Below are 26,774 nucleotides of genomic sequence, written 5' to 3'. Positions count from 1 at the left end.
AAGGCTGGGCCGATCGGTCACGTGCACGCTAGGCAGATCCGGGGCCGGAGCCCGGACAGCGCGCGGCCCCGGGCCGCGCCGCTCCGGCGCCCGCCCCCGCGGCTCCGGTCGACGAGGGTGCCTACGTCACCCCGCTGGTCCGCAAGCTCGCCGCCGAGAACGGCGTCGACCTGGGCGCCGTCAAGGGCACCGGCGTCGGCGGCCGGATCCGCAAGCAGGACGTGCTCGCCGCCGCGGAGGCCGCGAAGGCCGCCGCCGCACCGGCCCCCGCGGCCGCCGCCGCCCCGGCCCCCGCCGCGGCCCGGAAGGCCCCGGCGCTGGAGGCCTCCCCGCTCCGCGGCCAGACCGTCAAGATGACCCGCATCCGCAAGGTCATCGGCGACAACATGGTCAAGGCGCTGCACGAGCAGGCCCAGCTCTCCTCGGTCGTCGAGGTCGACGTGACCCGCCTGATGCGCCTGCGCGCCCAGGCCAAGGACTCGTTCGCGGCCCGCGAGGGCGTCAAGCTCTCCCCGATGCCGTTCTTCGTCAAGGCCGCCGCCCAGGCGCTGAAGGCCCACCCGGTCATCAACTCCCGGATCAACGAGGCGGACGGCACCATCACCTACTTCGACACCGAGAACATCGGTATCGCGGTGGACTCGGAGAAGGGCCTGATGACCCCGGTCATCAAGGGCGCCGGCGACCTCAACATCGCCGGGATCGCCAAGGCCACGGCCGACCTGGCCGGCAAGGTCCGCGCCAACAAGATCACCCCGGACGAGCTGTCCGGTGCGACCTTCACCATCTCCAACACCGGCTCGCGCGGCGCGCTCTTCGACACGATCATCGTGCCGCCGAACCAGGTCGCGATCCTCGGCATCGGTGCCACGGTCAAGCGTCCGGCCGTCATCGAGACGGAGGAGGGCACGGTCATCGGCGTCCGCGACATGACGTACCTCACCCTGTCCTACGACCACCGCCTGGTGGACGGCGCCGACGCGGCCCGTTACCTGACGGCGGTCAAGGCGATCCTGGAGGCGGGCGAGTTCGAGGTCGAGCTCGGCCTCTGATCCGCACGGGTTCCACGGTGCCCCGCCCGGAGTTCCTCCGGGCGGGGCACCGTCGTGTAAGTCTCGTCTCACCTGCGCGAAAGCGCCCCCGTGCGCCTCTCCCGAACGGCGGTCCGGCCTTATTGTCTAAACGTCAAACGCCCTTAAGGAGCTCCCATGACCGCGCCCGTCGTCCACTCGCTGCGCGAACAGATCCGCGAGCACATCGTGGAGGGAATCGTCAGCGGGCGCTGGAAGCCGGGCGAGCGGATCGTGGAGCGACGGATCGCGACGGAGCTGGAGGTCAGCCAGACGCCCGTGCGGGAGGCGCTGCGCGAGCTGGAGTCCCTTCGGCTCATCGAGTCCGCGCCGAACAAGGGCGTACGGGTGCGGAACCTGACGGCGGCCGACCTGGAGGAGAGCTACCCGGTGCGGGCCGGCCTGGAGGCGATCGCGGCGGAGCTGGCGGCGGAGAGGCTGGCGGAGGACTGCTCGGCTCTGGAGCCGCACGTGGCCGCGCTCTACGACGCCGACCGGAACGCCGACGGCACGGGTCAGGTCCGGCACACGGTCGGCTTCCACCGCGAGCTGGTCCGGGCGGCCGGGAACTCGGTGCTGCTGCACACCTGGGAGGGCCTGGGCATCGAGGTCTTCACGGCACTGTCGATCCGCTGGCTGGGCACGGTGCAGCAGTCCTACGCCGAGGAACACGAGGAACTGGTCGCCGCCTTCCAACGCCGCGACCCCCGCATCGCCGACATCGTGAAATCCCACGTCCTGGGCTGCGCCCCGCGCCCGTGACCCCAGGGGGCCGGCCGAGCAGCGCCCCTCAGGGGCGCGGGCCTGTGCCTGACATGCGGCTGCCGCCGCGCGGGCGCGACCAGCCACGACGGCGCGGCACCCGCCCGAGCACCCCCACCCGCAAGGGCGAGTGGCACCACCCGGCTCGGCACCGCCGAGGGCCGCCGTCCCAGCCGATCGCCGTCGCGGCGGAAAAAGAAAGAACCGGCACCGGCAGCTGCTCGGTCGCGACGGAAAGAAGGGCGAGCGGGCAACGCCCCTTCAGGGGCGCGAGGAACGGCGCGAGCAGCCACGACGGCGCGGCACCCGACACGACCACGCCCGCCCCCGAACGGCGCCCCCACACAAGAGCGCACCCCCGCTCAAACACCGCCTCACCTGCGCAAACGCCAGCTGGATCTCGTCACCCGGTGCCATCGCCGAAGGCACCCCGTGCCGACTTTCACGGAATCGAGAGGTTTTGCACCGCAACCCTTTGATCGATCATCGATCAGGGAGTTAGAGTCGCCGACGGGCCCGCACCCGGGCCCTCCGCCCTGTCCTGCCAAAGACCAAGGGCACCCCCAACCCCTTACCGATGAGGGAACCCCCTTCGACTGAGGAAGGCGGCGACATGACCGACCCCCAGGCCATCCAGCCGAGCGCGCTCGACCAGCTTCCGGACCGGGATCCGGAGGAGACCGCCGAATGGCAGGCCTCTCTGGACGCCGTGGCCAGGGAGGCCGGGCCGCACCGCGCCGCGTACCTGATGCGGCGCACCCTGGAGCGCGCCGAGGCGGGCGGCGTCGCGCTGCCGAAGCTGCTGGAGACGGACTACCTCAACACCATCCCCACCGCCGCCGAGACGCCCGTCCCGGGTGACGAGGAGATGGAGCGGAGGATCACCGCATGGAACCGCTGGAACGCGGCCGCGATGGTCACCCGGGGCAGCAAGCACGGCGTCGGCGGCCACATCGCCACCTTCGCCTCCGCCGCCTGGCTCTACGAGACCGGCTTCAACCACTTCTTCCAGGGCAAGGAGGGAGACGGCAGCGGTGACCAGCTCTACATCCAGGGCCACGCCTCCCCCGGCATCTACGCCCGCGCCTTCCTGGACGGCCGCCTGACCGAGGCGCACCTCGACAACTTCCGCCAGGAGGCCGGCGGCAACGGCCTCCCGTCGTACCCGCACCCCCGCCGCCTGCCCTGGCTGTGGGAGTTCCCGACGGTGAGCATGGGCCTCGGCCCGCTCTCGGCCATCTACCAGGCCCGCTTCAACCGCTACCTGACCGCGCGCGGCATCAAGGACGTCTCGCAGTCCCACGTCTGGGCGTTCCTCGGCGACGGCGAGATGGACGAGCCGGAGTCGACGGCGGCGCTCGCACTCGCCTCCCGCGAGGGTCTCGACAATCTCACCTTCGTCATCAACTGCAACCTGCAGCGTCTCGACGGCCCGGTGCGCGCCAACTTCAAGATCGTGCAGGAGCTGGAGGCCCAGTTCCGCGGCGCCGGCTGGAACGTGATCAAGACCCTGTGGGGCACGGCCTGGGACGAGCTGTTCCAGCTCGACACCACCGGCGCTCTGGTCCGACGGCTGCGCGAGGTACCGGACGCGCAGGTCCAGACGTACCAGACCCGCGACGCCGCCTACATCCGCGCCGACTTCTTCGGCAAGGACCCCGCGCTCGCGGAGATGGCGAAGCTGCTGAGCGACGACAAGATCCTGGAGTGCTTCCACCTCTCGCGCGGCGGTCACGAGGCGCGCAAGGTGTACGCCGCGTACAAGGCCGCCGTCGAGTTCAAGGGCGCGCCGACCGTGATCCTGGCCCAGACGGTCAAGGGCCACACCCTCGGCGAGGGCTTCGCGTCGAAGAACGCCAACCACCAGATGAAGAAGCTGACGGTGGACGAGTTCAAGACGATGCGCGACCTGCTGGAGCTGCCGATCGCGGACAGCGCCTTCGCCGACGGCGTCGTGCCCTACGGCCACCCCGGCGCCGACTCCCCCGAGGTCCGTTACCTCCAGGAGCGCCGCGCGGCCCTCGGCGGCCCGGCCCCGGCGCGCCGTACGCACGCCCTGGCCCCGCTGCCCGCCCCCGCCGACAAGGCCTTCGCCTCCTTCGACAAGGGCTCCGGCTCGCAGAACGTGGCGACGACGATGGCCTTCGTCCGTCTCGTCAAGGACCTGGTCCGGGACAAGGAGACGGGCAGGCGCTGGGTGCCGATCGTCCCGGACGAGGCGCGCACCTTCGGCATGGAGAGCCTGTTCCCCTCGCTGGGCATCTACTCCCCCAAGGGCCAGACGTACGAGCCGGTCGACCGTGACCAGCTGATGTACTACAAGGAGGCCACGAACGGCCAGATCCTCAACGAGGGGATCACCGAGGCCGGTTCGATGGCCGACTTCATCGCCGCGTCCACCGCGTACGCGACGCACGGCGAGGCGATGATCCCGTTCTACATCTTCTACTCGATGTTCGGCTGGCAGCGCACGGCCGACCAGATGTGGCAGCTCGGCGACCAGCTCGGCCGCGGCTTCCTGGTCGGCGCGACGGCCGGCCGTACCACCCTGACCGGTGAGGGCCTCCAGCACGCCGACGGCCACTCCCCGGTGATCGCCGCGACCAACCCGGCCGCCCTGTCGTACGACCCGGCGTTCGCCTACGAGATCGCGACGATCGTCAAGGACGGCCTGCGCCGGATGTACGGCGAGTCGGCGCCGGGCGAGGACCCGAACGTCTTCTACTACCTGACCGTCTACAACGAGCCGCTCCCGCAGCCCGCCAAGCCGGCCGGGCTCGGCGTCGACGAGGGCATCGTCAAGGGCCTGTACCGCTTCAACACGGCGGAGTCGGCGGGCGTGACCGTCCCGGCCAACGCCCCGCGCATCCAGCTGCTCGGTTCCGGTACGGCGATCCACTGGGCGCTGAAGGCGCAGCAGCTGCTCGCCGAGGAGTGGGGCGTGGCGGCCGACGTGTGGTCCGCGACGTCCTGGACGGAGCTGCGCCGCGACGCGATGGAGGCGGACGCCGCCCTGCTGCGCGGCGAGGAGCGCGTCCCGTACGTCCGCCAGGCCCTCCAGGGCGCCGACGGTCCGGTCCTCGCGGTCTCCGACTACATGCGCCAGGTCCCCGACCAGATCGCGCAGTGGGTCGAGCAGGACTGGTCCTCCCTCGGCGCGGACGGCTTCGGTCTCTCCGACACCCGTGACGCGGCCCGCCGTCACTTCGGCGTCGACGCCGAGTCGATCGTCGTGGCGGCACTGGCGCAGCTGGCCCGGCGCGGCGAGGTCAAGGCGACCGCGGTGAAGGAAGCGCGCGAGAAGTACGGGCTGTGAGCCCGCACGCCCCAGCGCGCGCCCGGCGCACCTGAACGCGCCCGAAGGCCCCGGCGGACCCCTCCGCCGGGGCCGTTCGGCGTGTCCGCACGCGCCGCCGACGCCCTGCCGACACCCTGCCGACGCCCCGTCGGCGCTGCCACCGGCGCCGCCGCCGGACTCCTGGGGGGACGCCGGATAACAATCCGCACCACTCCGCGTGCGCCCCCGCCGCCCAGGCACGATGCTGGACCCGTGATGGACGAGACGGAGTTCTGGGAGCTGGTCGACGCCACCCGCGAGGCCGCCGAGGGAGACCCGGAGGAGCAGGCCGACCTGCTGGTGAACCGGCTGCTCCAGCTGGAGCCGGACCTGGTCCTGGACTTCGCCCGTCACTTCGAGGCCCGCTACAACCGCGCCTACCGCTGGGACCTGTGGGGCGCGGCCTGGGTGCTGCTGGACGGGGCAAGCGACGACGCGTTCGACTTCTTCCGGTGCTGGCTCATCGGCCAGGGCCGGGAGGTCTTCGAGGGCGCCCTGCACGACCCGGACGCGCTGGCGGACCTGCTGGACGACTTCGACGAGGAGGTCGACGGCGACGGCGAGGAGCTCGGGTACGCGGCCGACGAGGCCTACGAGCAGCTCACCGGGACCGTGGCGCCCGACCTGGGGATCGCCCCCGCGCCGTCCGAACCGGAGGGCACCCCGGTCGACTTCGAGAACGCGCGGGTGCTGGCCGAGCGGTTCCCCAGACTGTGGGACCGCTTCAAGGAGTAGCCGCCCCGACAGCCGCCGACGACGGAGGTCAGGCGGTGCGGCGGCGGGCGGTGTCGGACGGGAGGTAGGCCTGGGTCTGCTCGGCCTTGACCGCATGGTGCATCGGTGCCGCGTTGGCCTGGTCGAGGGCGGACGCGGTGACCGCGGCCGGGCCGAGGACGACCGTCACGACCGCGCAGACCACGGCCCAGGGCCCCCGGGACGACCTGGCCCGGCCGGCCTTCGCGGCGGCCTGTGCGCGGGCCTCGGCACGGGCTTCGGCACGGGATTCGGTACGGCTGCTCTTCATGGTCCCCACCTCCGGTCGGCTGCTGATGTCCCTGACCGTAGGACGCGGGGATCTGAAGGGCCTGCGTGCCGCCTGTGGCGTTCCTTTGACATCCTCCCCCCGCTACGGAGATCGGGTGACCGCCTTCGGGAGCGCCGGGAGCCTGCCCTGGAGCCGGGCGGCGGCCGTCCTGATCTCGGGGAGACGGGCGATGAGGGCGGCTCCGGGGCAGTTGGTCATGTAGCCGTCCTGGTGGCCGGCCACCGCCGGGAGGGCGACGACCGCGCCCTCCCGGTAGCGGCTGCGGTCGTTGCTGGAGACCAGTCGGGCGCTGCCGCGCGGGTCGATGCCGGCCAGGCCGAGTTTCCAGGCGGCGACGGCGGCGATCGCGTCGGTCATGGCGCGCGGCACGGGGACCCCGGCGGTGAAGGTGCCGAGGGCGGCGATACCGGCGGTGCGGTGGTTGAAGCCCTGGGTGTGCGCGCCGGTGACGGCCCGGTCGGCACCGCCCGCGCGGCCCTCGTAGACGGTGCCGCACCGGTCGACGAGGAAGTTGTAGCCGATGTCGTCCCAGGCGCGGTCGCCGGTCTGGCCGGTGTACAGGCGGCGGATGATCTCGGGCGCCTGGGCGCAGGAGTAGCCGTTGGGCGAGTCGGTGTGGTGGACGAAGACGGCGACGACCTTGTCGTCGTAGCGGGGCGGCGGCTGGGTGCGGCGGACGGTGTCGGTCAGCCAGGCCGAGCGCGGCACGATGGGTGGCCGGGGAGCCTGGTGGCGGGGGACGGGGCCGACGGGCTCGGGCGCGGAGAGGTGGATCGCGACGGGACGGTCGGCGCCCTGGGCGCACAGCAGCAGGGCGAGGACGGCGGCGAGGCCCGGGAGGCAGCCGAGCAGCGTCAGGGCGGTGGTCCTGGTGCGCCGCCCCGCTCGTGGGAAGACACGCATGGCTCCCACTCTCGGACCGGCCGGCCGCGCCCGCGATGTGTGCTCTGCCACCTGGTGGAACCATCGTCCTGGTCCGGGGCGTTTCAGGGGGTACAGGTGTGCGTGGCCGGTTCCCGAGGGTGCCGCGCGGGCGAACTGATCACCGGACCTGTCCCGACCGTATTAAGGGCACCGAGAGAAAGGCGGCTCCGTGGACCTGCTCGACCTGGTGCTCGTACTGGTGGTCCTCGTCTACGCGGCGTCGGGTTACCGGCGCGGGCTGGTGGCCGGTTGCGTCTCGCTGGCCGGGTTCGTGGGCGGCGCGGTGATCGGCGTGTGGGTGCTGCCGTGGGTGATGGAGCTGGTCACGCGCGCGACGGCGACGGCGACGGTGGTCGCGGTGCTGACGGTGCTGGTGCCGGCGGTGGTGGGGCACGAGCTGGCGGGGCGGCTGGCCCTGCGGCTGCGCCGGGAGCTGGACCAGGGGCCGCTCCGGGTGGCCGACGGGATAGGCGGGGCGGCCGCCAACTCGGTGGCGGTGCTGATCGTGGCCTGGGTGGCGGCGAGCGTGCTGGGTGCCTCCTCGTCGCCCGCGGTGACGACGGCGATCCGCGACTCCACACTGCTCGGGGCGGTGCAGGACACCATGCCGGACACCACGCCTGCCTGGTTCTCGCGGGCCACCTCGGCGCTGACCGAGGCGGGTTTCCCGCAGGTCTTCAACCCCTTCGAGAACGAGACGACGGCCCGGGTGGCCAAGCCGTCCGGGGACAACGTCACGGCGGCCGCCACCGACGCGGCCAAGCGCAGCACGGTCAAGATCGAGGGTTCCTCCGGGAACCAGGGCCGCGAGGGCAGCGGGTTCGTGTTCGCGCCGGAGCACGTGATGACCAACGCCCACGTGGTGGCCGGCATCGACAACCCGAGCGTGCGGATCGGCGGGGTCGGGCCGTCGTACGACGCGGAGGTCGTCCTCTTCGACCCGGACCGGGACGTGGCGGTGCTGTACGTGCCGCACCTGCGGGCGCCGGTGCTGCGGTTCGACACCACGGCGGCGCGCGGGAACTCCGCGGTGGTGGCCGGTTATCCGCAGGACGGCGACCTGAACCTGCAGGCGGCCACCGTGGCGAACAAGGTGCCCGCCACCGGCCAGAACATCTACGGCGACGCCACGGTGACCCGGGATATCTACTCGATCCGCTCCACGGTCCGCCCCGGCAACTCCGGCGGCCCGCTGCTGACCACGGGGGGCAGGGTGTACGGCGTGGTGTTCGCCCGCTCCACGTCGGACGACGAGACGGGGTACGTGCTGACCGCCGACGAGGTGGCCCCGGACGCCACGCGCGGCGCGCGCGCCACCACGCCGGTGGACACCGGCGAGCTGATCAGTTCCTGACCGTCACAGCGGCCGGCCCATGATCACGTCGTCGACGTACTCGCCGTCCAGGAAGAACTCTTCCGGCAGCACGCCCTCGACGGCGAAGCCCTCCGACTCGTAGAGCCGCCGCGCCGGGGTGTTGTGTCCGAGGACGCCGAGCCGGATCCGGCGGGCGCCGCGGCGGCGGGCCTCCTCCATCGCCGCCCGCAGCAAGGCCCGCGCCACGCCCCGGCCGCGGGCCTCCTCGGCTACCGCGAGGCCCTGGACCTGCCGGACGTGCGCGTTGGAGGCGAGCCGGTAGGCGAGGCCGAGCCGGACATAGCCGACGATGCGCCGGTCGAGCTCGGCGACCAGGGTGTCCTCGGGGGCGTGGCGCTCGCCGAAGAAGGAGTCGTACGGCGGCTGCGGACGCGGCAGGACCGCGTGCCGCGGCGACCAGGTGGCGCGGTCGAGGGCGGAGAGCTCCTCGTCGTCGTCGGGCAGGGCGGTGCGTATGTACGGCTCTGGCATGCGGTCACCCTAGGACGGCCGCACACCGGGGCCCACCGGGTTTTCCGCCGCGCACGGGGCATGCTGGGACGCATGGAACGATCTCGTATCGCGGTGGCCGGCGCGTCCGGCCTGATCGGCAGCGCCCTGGTGCGGTCCCTCCGGGCGGGCGGGCACGAGGTGGTGCGCCTGGTGCGGCGCGCGGCCCACGGCGCCGGGGAGGTCTGCTGGGACCCGTCGGGACAGTACGTGGACACCGCCGGGCTGGCCGGCTGCGACGTGGTGGTGAACCTGGCCGGGGCCGGGATCGGCGACCGGCGCTGGACGCCCGCCTACAAGCGGGAGATCCGGGACAGCCGGGTGCTCGGCACGGCCGCGCTCGCCGAGGCCGTGGCGGCGCTGCCGGACCCGCCGCGGGTGTTCGTGAGCGGCAGCGCGGTGGGCATCTACGGCGACACCGGCGACCGCGTCGTGGACGAGGACGCGCCGCCCGGGGACGGGTTCCTGCCGTCGCTGTGCGTGGAGTGGGAGGCGGCGGCGGCCCCGGCGCGGGAGGCCGGCGTGCGGACGGTGTTCGCGCGCACGGGCCTGGTGGTGTCCCGGGACGGCGGGGCCTGGGGCCGGCTGTTCCCCCTCTTCAGGGCCGGACTGGGCGGCCGGCTGGGCGACGGCCGCCAGTACTGGTCGTTCATCGCGCTGCACGACGAGGTGGCCGCGCTCAGGTTCCTGATGGAGACTGAGGGTCTGTCGGGTCCGTTCAATCTCACCGCTCCCGACCCGCTGACCAACAACGAGATCACTGCGGCGATGGCCCGGGTGCTGCGCCGCCCGGCCCTCTTCCCGGTGCCTTCCCCGGTGCTCCGGGCGGCGCTCGGCGAGATGGCCGGGGACGTGCTCGGCAGTCAACGCGTGGTGCCGAAGCGCCTGCTGGAGTCAGGGTTCACCTTCGCGTTCCCGGGCATCGAGGACGCGATCCGAGCGGCCTGACGGCCCCTGTGACCGTATGCGACCGGCGTGCGACCGTGCCCTGTTCATGCGCGACTGTCCTGGACCGATCACCGCCCTAACCTCGACCCGAACTCGGGTATCCCCGCAGCGGGTTGGGGGCATCACGTCTCCACCGGACGCGCAATCGAGGAGGGGCCTCGTGCATGAGCCCGCGTACCAGGCGGACGTCGTCATCGTGGGAGCCGGTATCGCCGGACTCTCCGCGGCTCATCGGCTGAACAGCGCAGGAGTAACGACCGCGGTCCTGGAGGCCGCCCCTTACACCGGCGGCCGGATGTCGACCGAGAAGGTCGACGGGTTCCGGCTCGACCGGATCGGCCAGCTCCTGTCCACGTCCTACCCGGAGCTGCGCCTGGCCCCGGGACTGGACGCCCTGGTCCTGCGCAGGTACGCGCCCGGCGTGCTGCTGCATCGCGACGGGCGCAGGCACAGGGCCGGCGCTCCGGCGGGCGGCGGTAGCGCGAGGGGCGCACTGTATGCCGTGCGCGCCCTGGCAAGCGCCCCCAGGGGCGGCGGCTCGCCGGTGGCACCGCCCCGGTCCACCGCGCCGATGGGCGGCGCGGTCGACCAGGCCCGCCTGGGCGCCGCGCTGGGCCGCATCGCCACGACCCCGGTCGAACGCATCCTCGCCCGCCCGGAACTCCCCGCCGCGCACGCGCTCGCGGAGCGCGGGGTGCCGGCCCGTACGATCGACGGCTTCCTGCGCCCGCTCCTCGCGGCCCTCCTGTGCGACCCCGAGCTCACGACGTCCAGCCGGTGTGCGGACCTCGCCTTGCGGTCCTTCGCGAGCGGGCGGCTGTGCGTGCCGGAGGGCGGCGCCGAGGTCCTCCCGGACCTCCTGGCCCGTGCCCTCCCGCCCGGCACGGTCCACACCGGCGTACGGGTCACCTCGGTCTCCACCACCTCGGTGACGACGGCCGAACACGGCCAGATCCGCTGCCGGGCCGTGCTGCTCGCCACGGACGCGCGGGCCGCCGCCGAACTCCTCCCCGGCCTCCGCGTCCCGGACTTCCACCAGGTGACGGTGGTCCACCACACGACGGACGAGCCGTCGACGCTCACCACCGGAACCTCCCTCCTCCTGGACGCCGACCGGGGCGGCCCCGTCTCCCACACCTCCGTCGTCAGCAACGTCGACCCGAGCCGGGCCCCGCAGGGCCGCGCCCTGATCTCCTCGACCGTCCTCGGTACACCCCCGGCGGACATCGACACGGCCGTCCGCATGCACCTCTCGCGCCTCTACGGCACGTCGACGCGCCGCTGGGAGACCCTCGCGGTCCACCACACCCCCGAGGCCATCCCCGCCATGCGCCCCCCGCACGACCTCCGCCGCCCCGTCCGCCTCCTCGCCGGCCTCTACGTCTGCGGCGACCACCGGGACACCAGCACAGTCCAGGGGGCCCTCCATTCAGCCCACCGAGCAACCGCCGCCATCCTGACCGACCTCGGCGCATCCCCCTCCTTGAACACCGCAGAGCCCACACAACGCCGAGCCGCATGACGCGCCCCCGCAGGGCCGCGGGGAACTGCGCGACCAGCCACGACGACGCGACACAGCGCCGCGGCGGAAAAACGGGGGCGCCGCACAGCGCCCCCGCAAGGGGCGCGGGGAACTGCGCGACCAGCCACGACGGCGCGACACCCGGCCGACGACCGGCACCGGCAACGGCGCCCGGCGACGGCCGGCTCGGCACCGCCGAACAGCGCCGTCGCGGCCGATCGCCATTGCGGCGGAAAGGAAGGTGCAGCCGCAGCGGACCGTCAGGTCAGGGCGGCGACCTTCTCCCGGTACCCCTTCACCGGCGCCGCGTCCTTGTACGGCTCCAGCCGGCGTTCGAAGTCCCGTACGTACTCGGTCGCGCGGACCGAGCGCATCTCGGCCGCCGCCCCCGCCGCCTCCACGCCCAGCGCGCACGCCTGGTCCAGTTCGCCGAGGCCCAGGCGGGCCGTGGCGAGGACGACGCGGCAGAAGAGGCGGCTGCGGGCGTAGGACGGCGCACGGAGCTGGAGCGAGCGCTCGGCGTGCTGCGCGGACGCGCGGAACTGCTGGAGGTCCCGGTGGCAGTGGCCGAACTCGTCCGCCAGCTGCGCCTCGTCGAAGAACCGCGCCCAGTGGGGGACGTCGTCACCGGGGCGGGCGGTCTCCAGGGCGCGTTCGGCACGGACCAGGGCGCCCGTGCACGCGCGCACCTCGCCGAGGACCCCGTGCGCGCGGGCCTCGGCCGCGTGCAGCAGGGCCTGGACGACCGGTGGGGCGCTCGTGCCCACCCCCTGCTGGGCGACCCTGGCCAGTTGCACGGCTTCCCGGCCGTGGCCGAGGTAGACCGCCTGGCGGCTCATGGTGACGAGGACGTAGGAGCCGTAGGCCCGGTCCCCCGCCGCCTGGGCGAGCCGCAGCGACTGGACGAAGTAGCGCTGGGCGAGGCCGTGCGCGGCGATGTCGTACGACGTCCAGCCCGCGAGCCGGGTCAGGTCGGCCGCCGCGCCGAACAGCCTGCGGCCGGTCTGCTCGCCGTACGTGCCGCGCAGCATCGGCTCGCACTCGTGCTCCAGGTAGCGGACGAGGGCCTGCCGCGCGTGCCCCCCGCCGTACTGGTCGTCGAGGGACCGGAACAGTTCGCCGACCGAGCGGAGCGCGGCGATGTCGCCGCCGGTCACCCGCTGGCCGGGCCCGCGCTCGGCCTGCCCGCGCGGCCGCACCGGTGCCAGGGGCACCGCCTTGGGCGCGGCGGGACGCAGCTGCGCCGGCACCCGGACCGCCGCGACCGCGGGTGCCGCGGGCTCGCCGCGGGCCACCCTGTCGTCGGCGCGGCCGATCAGCCAGTCCCGGCTGGGCACCACCAGCCCGGCCGGGGTGAACGCGATCTTGCGGAGCTCGGCGTGGCTGCCGGAGTCCTTGCGCCACAGCCCGCTGACGATGTCGACCGCCTCCTCCGGGGTGGCGGCGAACTCCAGCCCGGCGTAGACCGGGGCGCATGCGTCGAGGCCCAGGTCCTGCGCGGTGAGCCGGCGGCCGAGGCGTCGGGTGAAGACCTCGGCGATCAGGGCGGGCGTGGTGCCCCGCGGCTGCTGCCCGCGCAGCCACCGGGTGACCGACGTCTTGTCGTATCTGAGGTCCAGCCCGTGTTCGAGTCCGAGCTGGTCGACGCGACGGGCCAGACCCGCGTTGGAGAACCCCGCTTCTGCGATGAGCGCGGCGAGCTGGCGGTTGGGGGTGCGCTGCGCGGGTCGGTCGGTCATCTGGGGTGCGGTCTCCTGCCTTCTGGGTCAGCTCGGTCGCTTGTGCCCGGATTGCCGGTGAGCAGCCCTTTTGGCGCTCATGGACGGCGCGAATGTAGCGGAGAGTGAGCAGTCGGTCGCACATCTCGACGTTCATTCATCCGATCGTGTGAGGATTAGCTCAGGGGCTGACGCGCGACGGACGGACGTACAGTTGCTTGGGCGCGTTACGTGCCTGACGCACTGATCGCCTGATCGCCGAGGGAGGCGCTTGCCGTGAGTGAGTTGCGGTTCGTCCGCATGGGGTTCGGCGCGGATGCCGTCGAGTACCAGGAGGCCTGGGACGAGCAGCGCCGGGTGCACGCGGCGCGGTTCGCCGACGAGGTGCCCGACACGGTCCTGCTGCTCGAACACCCCCCGGTGTACACGGCGGGCCGCCGCACCGCGGACAACGAGCGGCCGCTCGACGGCACCCCGGTCATCGACGTGGACCGCGGCGGCAAGATCACCTGGCACGGTCCGGGCCAGCTCGTGGGCTACCCGATCCAGAAGCTCCCGCGCCCGGTGGACGTGGTCGCGCACGTGCGCCGCCTGGAGGAGGCGCTGATCCGGGTCTGCGCCGAGTTCGGCCTGGAGACCACCCGGGTCGAGGGGCGCAGCGGCGTGTGGGTGCTCGGCGACCCGGTCGAGCAGCGGCCGCAGGCCCTCGGAGGGCTCTCCCTGGACTTCGACCCCCGCCTGACGGACGACGAGTTCGACCCCCGCCTCAACGGCCCGGAGTACGCCCCTTCCAACGCCGGCCAGCGCCGCGAGGACCGCAAGATCGCCGCGATCGGCATCCGGGTCGCCAAGGGCGTCACCATGCACGGCTTCTCGTTCAACGTGAACCCGGACAACAAGTGGTTCGACAAGATCATCCCGTGCGGCATCCGCGACGCCGGCGTCGCCTCCCTCGCCGGCGAACTCGGCCGGGACGTGACGGTCGAGGAGGTGCTGCCGGTGGTGGAACGGCACCTGAAGGACGTCCTGGAGAACGCGGATCTCAGGCCGCGGCTGATCGAGAAGACACCGGCGGCATAAACCGGCCCGCCCGGCACTTGAGGACAAGGAGGCCCCACACGGGGAGGGGTCGGCACCAACGCCGGGCATTCAAATCAACGGGCGTACCCTGAAGGTCGCCGAAGAATCAATCGCTAGGGAGCCGGTCGTGTCCGCAGTCTCACCCGACGGACGCAAGATGCTGCGCCTGGAGGTCCGCAACAGCCAGACCCCCATCGAGCGCAAGCCCGAGTGGATCAAGACCCGGGCGAAAATGGGCCCCGAGTACACGAAGATGCAGAACCTCGTGAAGAGCGAGGGCCTGCACACGGTCTGCCAGGAAGCCGGCTGCCCGAACATCTACGAGTGCTGGGAGGACCGCGAGGCGACCTTCCTCATCGGCGGCGACCAGTGCACCCGGCGCTGCGACTTCTGCCAGATCGACACCGGCAAGCCCGAGGCGCTGGACCGGGACGAGCCGCGCCGCGTCGGCGAGTCCGTGGTCACCATGGACCTGAACTACGCCACCATCACCGGCGTCGCCCGCGACGACCTCGCGGACGGCGGCGCCTGGCTGTACGCCGAGACGGTCCGGCAGATCCACGCGCAGACGGCCGGGCGCGAGGCCGGCCGCACCAAGGTCGAGCTGCTCGCCCCCGACTTCAACGCGGTCCCGGAGCAGCTCGCCGAGGTGTTCTCGGCCCGCCCCGAGGTCTTCGCGCACAACGTCGAGACGGTCCCCCGGATCTTCAAGCGCATCCGCCCCGGCTTCCGCTACGAGCGCTCGCTCAAGGTCATCACGGCCGCCCGCGACCACGGCCTGGTCACCAAGTCCAACCTCATCCTCGGCATGGGCGAGACCCGCGAGGAGGTCAGCGACGCGCTGCGCCAGCTGCACGAGGCCGGCTGCGAGCTGGTCACCATCACGCAGTACCTGCGCCCGAGCGTGCGGCACCACCCCGTGGAGCGCTGGGTCAAGCCGCAGGAGTTCGTGGAGCTGAAGGAGGAGGCCGAGCAGATCGGCTTCTCCGGTGTCATGTCCGGCCCGCTGGTGCGGTCCTCCTACCGGGCCGGCCGTCTGTACCAGATGGCGGTCGAGAAGCGGGGCGCGTTCGTCGCCGCGCAGGCGGTCTGACCGGCCGCCCCGGCCCCGCCGCCGAGCGTGTGAATTCACGCACAAACTACTACTGACCAGTAATGACCGAATGGCTGCGGTCCTGACCGTCCTCGCTGATGAGGGCGTCCGTCAGGACCGCGTCGGCGTTCGCGGGCCGCGTACCGAGGTTTCATTGGCGTTTGACCGGTCGGTCACGCCCTGGTAACACCAAACAGTGACCCTGGTATCACAGCACGTACACCCACTTCGAGGGGGGACCTCCACCATGCAGGCCGCGCCCGTTCGCGCCACCGCGATCCCGTCCTTCACCGACGCGCTGCGCGCCGTCGAGTCGCTCCTCATGAGCGGCGGCCAGCGCACCGCACGCCAGAACGCCTGGACCTCCGTGCTGGAGGACCGCCGTCGCGCCAAGGACCGGGTCGAGGCCCAGCGCTTCCTCGAGCAGGCCGCCGGCCGCTCCTGACGCCCCTTCCGCGGCCCTGTCGGGACTCTGCCGTCGTCGGCACTCCCGGGGCCACGTAGACTTCGGGGCATGGCGAGGAAGGAACCCGCAGCGGACGCTGCGAATGCCGGACGACTGAAGCAGATCGTCCTGACGTACAAGATGACCCGCAAGGCCGACAAGACGATCGGTCTGGTGCTGGCCGGTGTCGGTCTCGGCACTCTCGCGGTCTTCCTCGTGATCGGTTTCCTGATCGGCCATCCGGTCTATCTGGGCATCCTGGGCCTGCTGCTCGCCTTCCTCGCGACGGCGATCGTCTTCGGCCGGCGGGCCGAGCGGGCGGCCTTCGGCCAGATGGAGGGCCAGCCGGGCGCCGCGGCCGCCGTCCTGGACAACATCGGGCGGGGCTGGACGACGACGCCGGCGGTGGCGATGAACCGCAGCCAGGACGTGGTGCACCGGGCGGTCGGCAAGGCCGGCATCGTCCTGGTCGCCGAGGGCAACCCGAACCGGGTGAAGACCCTGCTGGCCGCCGAGAAGAAGAAGATGGCCCGGATCGTGGCCGACGTGCCGGTGCACGACGTGATCGTGGGCACGGGCGAGGGCCAGGTCCCGCTGAAGAAGCTGCGGACCACGATGCTGAAGTTCCCTCGGGTGCTGACCGGGCCCCAGGTGACGACCACCAACGACCGGCTGCGGGCGATGGGGGACCTGATGTCCAACATGCCGTTGCCGAAGGGGCCGATGCCGAAGGGGATGCGGATGCCCAAGGGTGGGCCTCGGGGGCGGTAAAGGCTCGCCTACGAGTTCGGGGCGCGGTGGTCGCGGTGGCGACTGCCGCGCCTTCGTGGTTGCTGGCGCAGTTCCTCTCCCAGCCTTCGGCCGGGGGCCCCAGCGCCCCTAAGGGCGCTCGAAGCAGGGCTCTCATGACACGCCACCGAATGGAGCATCCTGCCGTTTATCGGGTCATCTGCTCGTAATCTGCCCGATGTGACAAAACGCCATATCACATACCTCGCGTGCAGCGCCGCCCTGTGCGGCTCTCTTCTCGGTGCCGCTCCGGCGGCCGCGACGCACCGTGTGCTGACCGTGCACCCGGGTGAGTCCATCCAGAAGGCGGTCGACGCCGCCGAACCCGGCGACACGGTGGTGGTGATGGCCGGCACCTACCACGAGAGCGTCAAGGTGACCACGCCGGGCCTCACCCTGCGCGGCATGGGCGCGGACACCGTGCTCAAGCCGGCCAAGAAGGCCAAGAGCACCGCGAAGAAGGCCACCGAGAAGTCCTGCGCCGCGCTGGGCAACGGCATCTGCGTGGTCGGCGCGAAGAAGCAGCCCGTCGAGGACGTGACCATCGCCCACCTGACCGTCACCGGGTTCTCCCGGACCGGCGTCATGGCCGTCGGCACGACCAACCTGCACGTGCACGGCGTGGCCGCCGTGAAGAACGGGCAGTGGGGCATCGCCGAGGAGCGCGCGGTCCACAGCACCTACCGGAACAACGTCGCCCGCGACAACGGCGACGCGGGCATCTTCCTCGCCAACTCGATCACCGCGGAGAAGGGCGCCGTCGACACCGACGGCACGGTCGTCGAGCACAACCTGCTGCAGGGCAACCGGATCGGCGTCACCGTCCGCCGGCTGCGCGACCTCACCGTCTCGGACAACTCGGTGACCGGCAACTGCGCGGGCGTGTTCGTCGTCGGCGACGAGAACAAGCCGAAGGCCGGTCACCTGACCGTCGCGGACAACCAGGTCGTGAAGAACAACAAGTACTGCAAGAAGACCGCGCGCCTGTCCTTCCTGCAGGGCTCCGGCATCGTCCTGACCGGCACCGAGAACACCGTGGTCACCGGGAACACGGTCACCGGGAACTCCGGCAAGTCCCCGCTGTCGGGCGGTGTCGTGGTCTTCAAGAGCTTCGTGGGTGTCACCAGCGACAAGAACCAGATCACCCGCAACAAGCTGTCCGGCAACGCCCCCGCCGACCTGGTCAACCAGGAGGCGGCCAAGCACGGCAACTCCTTCAAGCAGAACACCTGCAAGAAGTCCAAGCCCGCAGGTCTGTGCTGACCTGACGGCCCTACGCACCCCACACGGAAGGAAGGCGGCACATGACCGCACCAGCACGCGACCTCCGGACGCCCGCGAAGGGGGCCGAGGAGGACGCTCCGCCGCCGTCGATGCGGCTGCGCGAGCTCGTGTTCGGGGCGGCCTGTGCCGCCGCCGTCCGCGCGGCCGCCCGGCTGCGTGTCGCCGACGCGCTCGGGGACGCCCCCATGACCGTGGAGTCCCTGGCGTCGGCGGTGAGGACCGACCCCAAGCCGCTGCGCCGGCTGCTGCGCGCGCTGTCCTGCTACGGCGTCTTCGCCGAGCGGCCGGACGGGACGTTCGCCCACACCGACACCTCCCGGCTGCTGCGCGAGGACGATCCGCACAGCCTGCGCTACATCGCCCTGTGGTGCACCGAGCCGTGGACCTGGGACGCCTGGCCCAGGCTCGACGAGGCCGTGCGCAGCGGCCGCAACGTCGTCGAGGACCTGTACGGCAAGGAGTTCTTCGTCTACCTGAACGAGGACGCGCCGGAATCGGCGGACGTCTTCAACCGGGCGATGACCACCTCCAGCGAGCAGTCGGCCCGCGAGGTCGCCGCGCTGCTCGACCTGTCCGGCAGCCGGTCGGTCGCCGACCTCGGCGGCGGCCAGGGGCATGTGGTGGCCTGCCTGCTGGACAAGTACCCGGCGATGAAGGGCTATCTGCTGGACCTGCCCAAGGTGGTGGAGAAGGCGCTGCCCCGGCTGCGCGAGGGCGGGGACCTCGCGGACCGGGCGCGGGTGGTGCCCGGTGACATCCGGGAGGCCGTGCCGGTCGACGCGGACGTCTACGTCATCAAGAACATCCTGGAGTGGGACGACGAGTCCACCGCGCGGCTGCTCGCCAACGTGATCGCGGCGGGCGGTCCCGGCGCCCGGGTCGTGGTGATCGAGAACCTGGTCGACGACACGCCGTCGATGCGGTTCAGCACGGCGATGGACCTGCTGCTGCTCCTGAACGTCGGCGGGGCCAAGCACACCACCGACTCCATGGTGCGCCGCCTGACCGACGCGGGGCTGAGCGTCGACGACATCCGGCCGGTCAACCCGTACCTGCACGCCTTCGACTGCACGGTGCCCGCCTGAGGCGGCACCCCCGGCACACGCCGGTGCCGGGCCCGCGTCGTGCGCGGGTCCGGCACCGTCGGCGTACGGCGCTGCGCGGGGTCACGCGCCGCCGTCGCGCTCCCAGAGGTAGAAGCGCTGGGCCATGGCGTCCTTCGGGGAACGCCAGGTCTCCGGGTCGTACGCGCTGACGTACGCCGAGAGACGTTCGCTGATGCCCCGGAACTCGGGGTGCGAGGTGACCTTGGCGATGGCCGGTCCCGGCTCGCGCTCCGACTCGACGAGGTGCATGTACACATCGCCGAACTGGAAGAGGCTGCGCCGGACCACCCCGACGAGGTGCGGCAGCTCTCCCCGGTCGGACTCCGCGAACACCTTCGCGATGTCGGGCGCGGAGCCCGGTGCCATACGGGCGACGATCAGGGCCTGGTGCACGTGTGTCTCCGTTCCTGTCGGCCGGCCGGCTCAGTCGGCGAGGGCCGGGTCGGGGCGCCGGCCGGTGGCGGCCTTCTCGATCTTGTCCCGGATCAGGGCCATCTGGATCTTGGAGTTCTTGTTGATGTTGTCGGTCATCCAGTCGTCGTCGACGGGGGCCTCCGGCTTCATCGCGAAGTCCTGGGTCCAGACCATGCGCGTGCCGGCGGGCACCTCCTCGTACTGCCAGAGGATGTCCATGTGGGCGAACGGGCCGGTCTCGACCCGGCGGGCCTTGACGCGGAGGTTGCGCCGGTCCGCCTCGCGCTCGGAGACCCAGCTCCACACCTTGCCGTTCTCGTCGGGGTGCATGGTCAGCCGGAAGGTGACCTTGTTCCCCTCCTCCGCAAGGATCTCGGCGCTGGCGTACTCGCTGAACAGCTGGGGCCAGTTGGCCACGTCGTTGGTCATGTCCCAGACCAGGTCGACGGGGGCGGCGATGGTGATCTCGTTCTGGGTGTGTCCGGTCATGTCAGGCTCCCGCGGGCATGGCGCTGTTGACGAGGTCGAGGAACTGGCGGGGCGTCTTGCACCGCTCGGCGTCCACCGGCATGGGCACGCCGTGCCGGTTCTCCAGCTCGCCGACGATGCCGAGCAGGCCGAGGGAGTCGACGCCGAGGACGTCGAAGCCGCTGTCGGCCCGGTCCTGGAGGTCGGCCGGGGAGACGGTGACGCCGGCGGCCTTCTTCATGAGTTCGGACAGTTCGTCCACGGTGATGCTCATAGCAACTCCTTTGCTTCGCTGCTGGGCAGCTGGTGTGTTCGACTCACCCGGCCGCGCCGTGGCGCAGCACGAGCGCCGAGTTCGACCCCATGAGGCCCCGGCTGAGCACCAGTGCCGTGCGTGGCCGCGCGGCACGGGCGCTGCCGGTCACGAGGTCGAGGTCGTGGCAGATGTCGAAGACGCCCGGGGTCGGCGGGATCAGGCCGTGTTCCATCGCCAGCACCGCGGCGGCGGTGTCCAGGACGGGGGCGGCGCAGTAGCCCCGGCCGATGCCGGTCTTGGGGGCGGTGACCGGCACCCGCCTGCCGTGGGCGCCGAGGGCGTCGGTGATGGCCAGCGCCTCCGCCCGGTCTGCCGCCGGCACCCCGAGGGCGTCGGCGAAGACCACGTCGACCTCCTCGGGGGCGCAGCCGGCCTCGGCCAGTGCCCCGCGGATCGCCTGGGCGAGCCCGGCCCGGGACTCGGCCCAGCGCGAGGCCCCGGTGAAGGTGGACGCGTGGCCGTCGAGGGTGGCCCGGACCGGCAGTCCGCGTCTGCGGGCCGAGCCGGTGTCCTCCACGACGAGCATGGCGCCGCCCTCGGCCGGTACGAACCCGCAGGCCTGCTCGGTGAACGGGCGGTAGGCGCGGGCCGGGTCGGTCTCCCGGCTGAGCTCCTCGTAGCCGAGCTGGCAGACCACCGAGTACGGAGCTATCGGCGCCTCGGTGGAGCCGGCCACGATGACGTCCGTACCGCGGCGGACCGCGCGGGCGGCGTGGGCGAGGGCGTCCAGCCCGCCGGCCTCGTCGGCGGCGACCACCGAGCAGGGCCCCTTGAAGCCGCGCCGGATGGAGATCTGGCCGGTGCTGGCCGCGTAGAACCAGGCGATGGACTGGTAGGGGCCGACGAACCGGCTGCCCTTGCCCCACAGCTGCTGGAGTTCGCGCTGGCCGAACTCGCCGCCGCCGGACCCGGCCGCGGTGACCACGCCGACGTCGAACGGCGAGCCGTCGGTGTCGCCGCGGCCGAGCCGGGCGTCGTCGAGCGCCAGGTCGGCCGCGGCCATCGCGAAGTGCGTGAAGCGGTCGGTCTGGACGATGAGGCGTTCCTCGACGGCGGCCGCCGGGTCGAAGTCGCGGACCTCTCCGGCCACCTTCATGGGCAGGTGCTCACAGCCCTCGCGGGTCACCTTGTCGAGGACGATGCGGCCCTCCTGGACGGATTTCCAGAAGGTCTCGGTGCTGGTTCCGTTGGGCGCGACGACACCGATGCCGGTGACGGCCGCCCGCCGAGAAGGGGGTTCGCTCATGGTGTCCGTCCTCTCTGCCGGGTCAGGATCACCGCGGACTGGAAGCCGCCGAACCCGCTGCCCACGGACAGGACGCCGCCGAGACTGCGTTCGCGGGCGACCCGCGGCACGTAGTCGAGGTCGCACTCGGGGTCGGGGGTCTCGTAGTTCGCGGTGGGCGGGACGACCTGGTGGGCCAGGGCGAGCACACAGGCGACGACCTCGATCGCGCCGATGGCGCCGAGCGAGTGGCCCACCATGGACTTGATGGAGCTCATGGGCGTCGAGTACGCGTGCTGTCCGAGCGCCTTCTTCACGGCGGCGGTCTCGTGGCGGTCGTTCTGCCGGGTGCCGGAGCCGTGCGCGTTGACGTAGTCGATGGCGGTGGGGTCGAGGCGGGCGTGGTCCAGGGCGGTCTCGATGGCGCGGGCCATCTCCAGGCCCTCGCTGGTGAGGCCGGTCATGTGGTAGGCGTTGCCGAAGGTGGCGTAGCCGTCGAGCCGGCAGTAGATGTGCGCCCCGCGGGCCTTGGCGTGTTCCTCCTCCTCCAGGACGAGCACGGCGCCGCCCTCGCCCATCACGAACCCGTCCCGGCGGTTGTCGAAGGGGCGGGAGGCGTGCTCGGGGTCGTCGTTGTTCGGGGAGGTGGCCTTGATCGCGTCGAAGCAGGCCATGGTGATGGGTGAGATCGGGGAGTCCGAGGCGCCGGCGATGCAGATGTCGGCGCGGCCCTCCTGGACGGTGTGGAAGGCGTACCCGACGGCGTCCAGGCCCGAGGTGCAGCCGGTGGAGACGGTCTGCACCGGACCCTGGGCGCCGAAACGTTCCGCCACCGCGGAGGCCAGGGTGCTCGGGGAGAACGCCCGGTGCAGCTGGGGCTGCGCCTGCCGGTGGTCCACGTCCCAGCGCCGGCCCGCGCCGCTCACCAGGACGTAGTCGTGCTCCAGGCGGGTGGTGCCACCGACCGCCGTACCCAGGGAGACCCCGACCCGCCAGGGGTCCTCCCGGCCGAGGTCGAGCCCGGAGTCCCGGACCGCCTCGTCACCGGCGACCAGGGCGAACTGTATGTAACGGTCCGCCCGCTCGATCTCCTCGGCGTCCAGGCCGTGCGCCGCCGGGTCGAAGTCGCACTCGGCGGCGATCCGCGACCTGAGGCCCGAGGGGTCGAAGAAGGTGATGCCGCGCGTCGCGGTCCGGCCCGAGGCGAGCAGATCCCAGAACGCCGGTACGCCCACACCCCCCGGAGCCACGATGCCTATGCCCGTAACCGCCACGCGCCGGGTCACGACCGGACCTGCCCCACGGCGACGGCTTCCGTCTCCTCGGTGTCGACGTGACCGAGGCTCGGGCGCGGGGCCAGCGGACCGAGGTGGAAGACGATCCGGGCCTCGACGTCGCCCACGTTGCGGAAGCGGTGCTTCATGTTGATGGGGATCATCAGCCCCTGCTCGGGCCGCAGCGGGTGCGGTTCGCCGTCCAGGTCGACCTCCATGTCGCCGCAGACGACGTAGACGAACTCCTCGGAGTACGGGTGGTAGTGCTCGGCGATACGGTCGCCCGGCTGCACGATGGCCACACCCATGAACCCGCTGGTGGAACCCACCGTGGCCGGGGTGAGCATGGCGCGCAGATCGCCGCCGCGCCGGGTGTTGGGCTCGACCTCGCAGAGGTCCACGATCTTCGGAATGGGCTGCATGTCTGCGTTCCTCCGTGGGGGTGATGCGACGGTGAAGGGTCAGGCGTCCGGCGAGCGGCGGTCGGTGATCAGCTGCATCCGCACCGCGTCGCCGTCCAGCAGGGCGGTCAGCGCGTGGGCCGGGGCGACGTCCACGGGCGTGCCGGGCCGCTGCTCGACCAGGCGGACGACGACGTCGTCGCGCTGGAAGACCGTGCTGTGCAGCATCGCGCTCGCCGGGTCCTCGGCCGCGGCCTCGTCCTGCTGCGCGAGCAGCTCCGCGAGCCGCATGCCGCAGCCGGGGCGGGCCGGGTAGTAGAGCGCGTGCCGCTCGCCCTCGGCGGGCTGGTCGGCGCTGACGTGGTGCACGGCCGGCAGCGCCGCCCGGGTGAAGAACACCCGTGCGGACTCCTGGTCGTTGAGGTCGCGCTCCTGCTCCAGGTAGGGGTTGATGGCCTCCTCGACGGCCCGCACCTCGGGCTGCCGGGCGACGTGGCGCAGGGCGGCCATCAGGTCGCCGCGCACCTCGATGGCCCGCACCACCCGGTTGCCGTGCATGAACAGGGAGGTGCGGCAGAGCCGGGTGGAGTCGTCCACCTTCGCCTCGGGCGAGGCGTAGTCCGCGAGGATCCTCGCGACCTCGGCCTCGCTGCCGGGCCGGACCGTGAAGGTGAGCGCGTGGCGGATCACGCCGTCGCCCATCCGGGGGTTGGCCTGCAGCACGCGGACCGCGTCCGCCGACGGGCCGCCGGTCTCCCGCACGACGTGGAAGCGGAGCGAGCGGGTGTCGCGGACGCAGTTGTGCAGCGGCTTGACCATCTCCACGTGCTCCTCGCTGTTCACCCAGGCGAGGAACGGCGGGGCGCTCTCCCACTCGCTGGTGATCAGCCACTGCGAGGGGTTCTCGATCGACTGGCAGAGCTGGTCGCTGACGTGGCCGGGCACCTGGGCGACCTGGCTGCACAGCTGCTCGTAGGCCTCCAGGAACTGCTGCTGCGCGCCGTCGTAGACGTCCACCAGCAGAACGACCCGGAGCCGGGAGCCGTCGAAGACGGACTGGGAGACCCGTGTCGACACCGGGCGGGTCGTTCGTGTCGGCTTTTCCGAAACCTTGTCCGAGATCGTCGTCATGCTTCGCACATCTCCTTCGCGGGGGCAGCGGCCTGCGCCTTCGCCGATGACGCGGCGTCAGCGCTTCTTGATCCTGTGCCGGTCCTCCCTGGCGCGCGACTCGCGTGAACCAGGTGGGTGATTGAGGACGCGGAACCACTCCCGAAGGGGCCCGGACGGGGCATGGACGTTGCAACGCACCTGCCGCAGCAACACCCGCCCCTGGAGTGCCCGATGCACCAGAAAACCGATCACCAGGTCCCCGTCCTCGTGGTGGGCGGCTCCCTCGTGGGCCTGTCCATGTCCCTCTTCCTGGGCCGACTGGGCGTCCGCCACCTGCTCGTCGAGAGACACTCCGGGACCTCGATCCACCCACGCGGCCGGGGCAACAACGTGCGGACGATGGAGCTGTTCCGGAGGGCGGGCATCGAGCCGGACATCAAGGCCGCCGCCTGCCTCCTCGCCGACAACCACGGCATCCTGCAGACCCCGACGCTGGTCGGCGACGCCGGGGAATGGCTGTTCAAGGAGATCGACCCGGGCGGCGGACTCGCGAGGTTCAGCCCTACGGGTTGGTGCCTGTGCAGCCAGAACGACCTCGAACCGGTGCTCCGCCGGGCGGCCGAGTCGCTCACCGGGGAGCTGCGCTACTTCCACGAGATGGAGTCCTTCGACCAGGACCCCGAAGGAGTGACGGCGTACGTCCGCGACCGTGACTCCGACCGGATGTACACCGTCCGGGCGGACTACCTGGTCGCGGCCGACGGCCCGCGTTCCCCGGTCCGCGGCCGGCTCGGCATCGGCCAGACGGGTCCCGGCGACCTGTTCGCGAACGTCAGCGTCACCTTCCGCTCCAAGCTGCTGGCGGGCACGGTCGGCGACCGCCGCTTCATCTGCTGCTACCTCACCGACCCGGAGGCGGACGGCGCCCTCCTCCCCGTCGACAACAAGGAGCACTGGGTCTTCCACGCCCCCTGGCACCCCGAACGGGGCGAGACCCTCGACGAGTTCACGGAGGAACGGCTCACCCGGCACATCCGGCGGGCCGTCGGCGTCCCCGACCTCGACGTCGAGATCACCGGCCGGGCCTCCTGGCGGGCGGCCGAACGGGTCGCGGAACGCTACGCCGACCGGCGGGTCTTCCTGGCCGGCGACTCCGCGCACGAGATGTCACCGACGGGCGCCTTCGGCTCCAACACCGGCATCCAGGACGCCCACAACCTGGCTTGGAAGCTGGCGGCGGTCCTCGACGGCTGGGCCGGGCCGGGCCTGCTGGAGTCGTACGACGCCGAGCGCCGCCCGATCGCCCTCGCCACCAGCGCCCGCGCGTCCGCCCGCTCCGTCGAGCACAGCCACCCCGGCTTCGCGCCGGCCCCCGGCGTGGGCGCCGACCGGCGCGGCGGCATCCTCAACATCGTGCTCGGCTACCGCTACCCGAAGGGCGCGGTCCTCGGGGCCGACCCGGACCAGCCGCTGGTGCCCAACGGGATGAACCTCACCGGTCAGCCGGGCAGCCGGGCCCCGCACCTGTGGCTGCGCCGGGAGGCCGAGCGGGTCTCCACGCTCGACCTGTACGAGCGGTCGATGGTGCTGCTGAGCGACGCGGGCTCGGTGCAGGGCGCGGCGTGGCACGCGGCCGCCCGGCGGATCGCGGACACGGAGCGGCTGCGGCTGGACACGTACCGCGTCGGGCCGGGGGGCGATCTTGTGTACGACGCGGAGGGCGGCGACTGGGCGGCGGCGCACGGTACGACGGCGGACGGGGCGGTGCTGGTCCGTCCCGACGGGTTCGTGGCGTGGCGGTCGGAGGGAGGCGTACCCGACCCGGAGGGAGAGCTGCGGGAGGTGCTGGCGCGGGTGCTGCGGAGGAGGTGAGCCGGGGTTGTGGCCGGGCGAGGGGGTGGGGGTCGCTTGCCGGCGCCGACGCGAGCTGAAGCGCCCCTTCAGGGGTGCGGGGCTGTACCCGGTATGCGGCTCCGCCGCGCGGGCGCGGCCAGGCCCCACGGCGCCGCAGCTACATGCGGACCTCGACGGTCTTCGCCAGCCGGTCGTGCAGCCCCCTGCCGTCCCGGTCCCAGACCAGCGCCGGGATGGCGAGGCACAGCAGCACCGTGCGGGCCAGTGCGCGCAGCGGCTGCACCCGGCCCGTCCCGACGCCGACCACCCGCAGCCGGAACAGCCGCTTGCCCGGCGTGAAGCCGATCGTGCCCACGGTGAGGACCCCGAGGACGAAGAAGATGAGGAGGGCCCAGTTGCTCGTCGCCGGGGTGTAGCCGTGCGTGATCAGGCCGTATGCGATCAAGACGCACAGCGCCCAGTCCACGGCCAGCGCCCCGAGCCGCCGCCCGGGACGGGCGATGGAGCCGGGCCCCTCCTCCGGCAGACCCAGCTGCTCACCCCGGTACCCGAACTCCGCACCGGCCTCTTCCATGGCCGCGCGGGGCCCGGAGAGCCACGATCCGATTGCTTGCCTGTTGTCCACCCGTCCACGGTACTGGGCCCCGCCCGGCCCCTGGGTCGGCGGGGTACCACGGGCTACGGTGGAACCGAGGCCGGTTAACTTCAGCGAAACAAATGGG

Annotated in this window: 25 protein-coding genes and 1 pseudogene; 14 read left to right on the top strand and 12 right to left on the bottom strand. The window is 72.3% G+C overall.

The features are described 5' to 3' along the window. Positions 1–44: 44 nt before the first annotated feature. The 4 genes and pseudogenes from sucB to AB0M11_RS15440 form a co-directional block, all read left to right on the top strand. Positions 45–1,052 (top strand): annotated as a pseudogene (gene sucB, locus AB0M11_RS15455) (2-oxoglutarate dehydrogenase, E2 component, dihydrolipoamide succinyltransferase); the annotation flags it as partial. A 156-nt stretch (positions 1,053–1,208) separates the two neighbouring features. After that, positions 1,209–1,832, top strand: coding sequence for a GntR family transcriptional regulator (locus tag AB0M11_RS15450; protein ID WP_294009503.1), 624 nt, complete (start codon positions 1,209–1,211; stop codon positions 1,830–1,832). Between the two features lie 613 nt (positions 1,833–2,445). Then, positions 2,446–5,148 (top strand): pyruvate dehydrogenase (acetyl-transferring), homodimeric type, encoded by a 2,703-nt coding sequence (gene aceE, locus AB0M11_RS15445; RefSeq protein WP_365705430.1) that lies wholly within the window; start codon positions 2,446–2,448, stop codon positions 5,146–5,148. Between the two features lie 237 nt (positions 5,149–5,385). Further along, positions 5,386–5,904: a DUF4240 domain-containing protein gene (locus tag AB0M11_RS15440; protein WP_365705440.1), complete on the top strand. Its 519-nt coding sequence runs from the start codon at positions 5,386–5,388 to the stop codon at positions 5,902–5,904. Between the two features lie 28 nt (positions 5,905–5,932). On the opposite strand, the gene AB0M11_RS15435 is transcribed toward AB0M11_RS15440, so the two are convergent. Together AB0M11_RS15435 and AB0M11_RS15430 are read right to left on the bottom strand one after the other, a co-directional pair. Further along, positions 5,933–6,193, bottom strand: coding sequence for a hypothetical protein (locus AB0M11_RS15435; protein ID WP_365705428.1), 261 nt, complete (start codon positions 6,191–6,193; stop codon positions 5,933–5,935). 102 nt (positions 6,194–6,295) lie between these two features. Continuing rightward, the gene (locus tag AB0M11_RS15430; RefSeq protein ID WP_365705426.1) at positions 6,296–7,117 is read right to left on the bottom strand and encodes a peptidoglycan recognition protein; all 822 of its coding nucleotides are present in this window, start codon (positions 7,115–7,117) and stop codon (positions 6,296–6,298) included. A 190-nt stretch (positions 7,118–7,307) separates the two neighbouring features. On the opposite strand from AB0M11_RS15430, the gene AB0M11_RS15425 reads away from it, so the two are divergent. Further along, complete coding sequence (locus AB0M11_RS15425; protein ID WP_365705424.1) at positions 7,308–8,492, top strand: MarP family serine protease; 1,185 nt, start codon at positions 7,308–7,310, stop codon at positions 8,490–8,492. Between the two features lie 3 nt (positions 8,493–8,495). On the opposite strand, the gene AB0M11_RS15420 is transcribed toward AB0M11_RS15425, so the two are convergent. After that, positions 8,496–8,984 (bottom strand): GNAT family N-acetyltransferase, encoded by a 489-nt coding sequence (locus tag AB0M11_RS15420; RefSeq protein ID WP_365705422.1) that lies wholly within the window; start codon positions 8,982–8,984, stop codon positions 8,496–8,498. A gap of 72 nt (positions 8,985–9,056) precedes the next feature. Between AB0M11_RS15420 and AB0M11_RS15415 the strand changes: the two genes are divergently transcribed. Beyond that, positions 9,057–9,950: a TIGR01777 family oxidoreductase gene (locus tag AB0M11_RS15415; RefSeq protein ID WP_365705420.1), complete on the top strand. Its 894-nt coding sequence runs from the start codon at positions 9,057–9,059 to the stop codon at positions 9,948–9,950. 160 nt (positions 9,951–10,110) lie between these two features. Then, positions 10,111–11,472, top strand: coding sequence for an NAD(P)/FAD-dependent oxidoreductase (locus AB0M11_RS15410; RefSeq protein ID WP_365705418.1), 1,362 nt, complete (start codon positions 10,111–10,113; stop codon positions 11,470–11,472). 260 nt (positions 11,473–11,732) lie between these two features. Here the strand turns inward: AB0M11_RS15410 and AB0M11_RS15405 are convergent, their stop codons facing one another. Continuing rightward, complete coding sequence (locus tag AB0M11_RS15405; RefSeq protein ID WP_365705415.1) at positions 11,733–13,211, bottom strand: regulator; 1,479 nt, start codon at positions 13,209–13,211, stop codon at positions 11,733–11,735. Between the two features lie 255 nt (positions 13,212–13,466). Between AB0M11_RS15405 and lipB the strand changes: the two genes are divergently transcribed. The 6 genes from lipB to AB0M11_RS15375 all read left to right on the top strand — a co-directional run bounded on the left by lipB (position 13,467) and on the right by AB0M11_RS15375 (position 18,966). Further along, positions 13,467–14,270, top strand: coding sequence for a lipoyl(octanoyl) transferase LipB (gene lipB / locus AB0M11_RS15400; RefSeq protein WP_365705413.1), 804 nt, complete (start codon positions 13,467–13,469; stop codon positions 14,268–14,270). Positions 14,271–14,397: 127 nt separating this feature from the next. Beyond that, positions 14,398–15,363, top strand: a complete 966-nt coding sequence (gene lipA / locus AB0M11_RS15395) for a lipoyl synthase (protein WP_365705411.1) — start codon at positions 14,398–14,400, stop codon at positions 15,361–15,363. A 247-nt stretch (positions 15,364–15,610) separates the two neighbouring features. Further along, positions 15,611–15,808 (top strand): hypothetical protein, encoded by a 198-nt coding sequence (locus AB0M11_RS15390; protein ID WP_181806529.1) that lies wholly within the window; start codon positions 15,611–15,613, stop codon positions 15,806–15,808. A 69-nt stretch (positions 15,809–15,877) separates the two neighbouring features. Beyond that, a complete protein-coding gene (locus tag AB0M11_RS15385) occupies positions 15,878–16,579 on the top strand; it encodes a DUF4191 domain-containing protein (protein WP_365705409.1) in 702 nt (233 codons plus the stop codon). Positions 16,580–16,777: 198 nt separating this feature from the next. Continuing rightward, positions 16,778–17,860, top strand: coding sequence for a right-handed parallel beta-helix repeat-containing protein (locus tag AB0M11_RS15380; protein ID WP_365705407.1), 1,083 nt, complete (start codon positions 16,778–16,780; stop codon positions 17,858–17,860). 41 nt (positions 17,861–17,901) lie between these two features. Continuing rightward, positions 17,902–18,966: a methyltransferase gene (locus tag AB0M11_RS15375; protein ID WP_365705405.1), complete on the top strand. Its 1,065-nt coding sequence runs from the start codon at positions 17,902–17,904 to the stop codon at positions 18,964–18,966. Between the two features lie 81 nt (positions 18,967–19,047). Here the strand turns inward: AB0M11_RS15375 and AB0M11_RS15370 are convergent, their stop codons facing one another. The 7 genes from AB0M11_RS15370 to AB0M11_RS15340 are packed head-to-tail and all read right to left on the bottom strand — an operon-like array spanning position 19,048 to position 24,216. Continuing rightward, positions 19,048–19,380: a TcmI family type II polyketide cyclase gene (locus tag AB0M11_RS15370; RefSeq protein ID WP_365705403.1), complete on the bottom strand. Its 333-nt coding sequence runs from the start codon at positions 19,378–19,380 to the stop codon at positions 19,048–19,050. Between the two features lie 30 nt (positions 19,381–19,410). Beyond that, positions 19,411–19,890 (bottom strand): SRPBCC family protein, encoded by a 480-nt coding sequence (locus tag AB0M11_RS15365; protein ID WP_365705401.1) that lies wholly within the window; start codon positions 19,888–19,890, stop codon positions 19,411–19,413. A 1-nt stretch (position 19,891) separates the two neighbouring features. Continuing rightward, on the bottom strand, positions 19,892–20,143 hold the full coding sequence (locus AB0M11_RS15360) for an acyl carrier protein (protein ID WP_089101200.1): 252 nt from the start codon (positions 20,141–20,143) through the stop codon (positions 19,892–19,894). A 43-nt stretch (positions 20,144–20,186) separates the two neighbouring features. Further along, entirely contained in the window at positions 20,187–21,431 is a 1,245-nt protein-coding gene (locus AB0M11_RS15355) for a ketosynthase chain-length factor (RefSeq protein ID WP_365705399.1), read from the bottom strand. Then, the gene (locus tag AB0M11_RS15350; protein ID WP_365705397.1) at positions 21,428–22,696 is read right to left on the bottom strand and encodes a beta-ketoacyl-[acyl-carrier-protein] synthase family protein; all 1,269 of its coding nucleotides are present in this window, start codon (positions 22,694–22,696) and stop codon (positions 21,428–21,430) included. Before AB0M11_RS15350 ends, AB0M11_RS15355 begins: the two co-directional genes overlap by 4 nt. Then, on the bottom strand, positions 22,693–23,106 hold the full coding sequence (locus AB0M11_RS15345) for a cupin domain-containing protein (RefSeq protein WP_365705395.1): 414 nt from the start codon (positions 23,104–23,106) through the stop codon (positions 22,693–22,695). Before AB0M11_RS15345 ends, AB0M11_RS15350 begins: the two co-directional genes overlap by 4 nt. 39 nt (positions 23,107–23,145) lie before the next feature. Further along, the gene (locus AB0M11_RS15340) at positions 23,146–24,216 is read right to left on the bottom strand and encodes a SchA/CurD-like domain-containing protein (protein WP_365705393.1); all 1,071 of its coding nucleotides are present in this window, start codon (positions 24,214–24,216) and stop codon (positions 23,146–23,148) included. Between the two features lie 213 nt (positions 24,217–24,429). Here AB0M11_RS15340 and AB0M11_RS15335 point away from each other — a divergent pair, with 213 nt between their 5' ends. Beyond that, entirely contained in the window at positions 24,430–26,070 is a 1,641-nt protein-coding gene (locus AB0M11_RS15335) for an FAD-dependent monooxygenase (RefSeq protein ID WP_365705391.1), read from the top strand. A gap of 139 nt (positions 26,071–26,209) precedes the next feature. Here the strand turns inward: AB0M11_RS15335 and AB0M11_RS15330 are convergent, their stop codons facing one another. Beyond that, positions 26,210–26,677, bottom strand: coding sequence for an RDD family protein (locus AB0M11_RS15330; protein WP_365705389.1), 468 nt, complete (start codon positions 26,675–26,677; stop codon positions 26,210–26,212). Positions 26,678–26,774: the final 97 nt, after the last annotated feature.

Source organism: Streptomyces sp. NPDC051987, assembly GCF_040680735.1.
GTDB lineage: Bacteria > Actinomycetota > Actinomycetes > Streptomycetales > Streptomycetaceae > Streptomyces.
The sequence above is the reverse complement of the archived record's forward strand: the minus strand, read 5'-3'. Positions and strand labels throughout refer to the sequence as shown.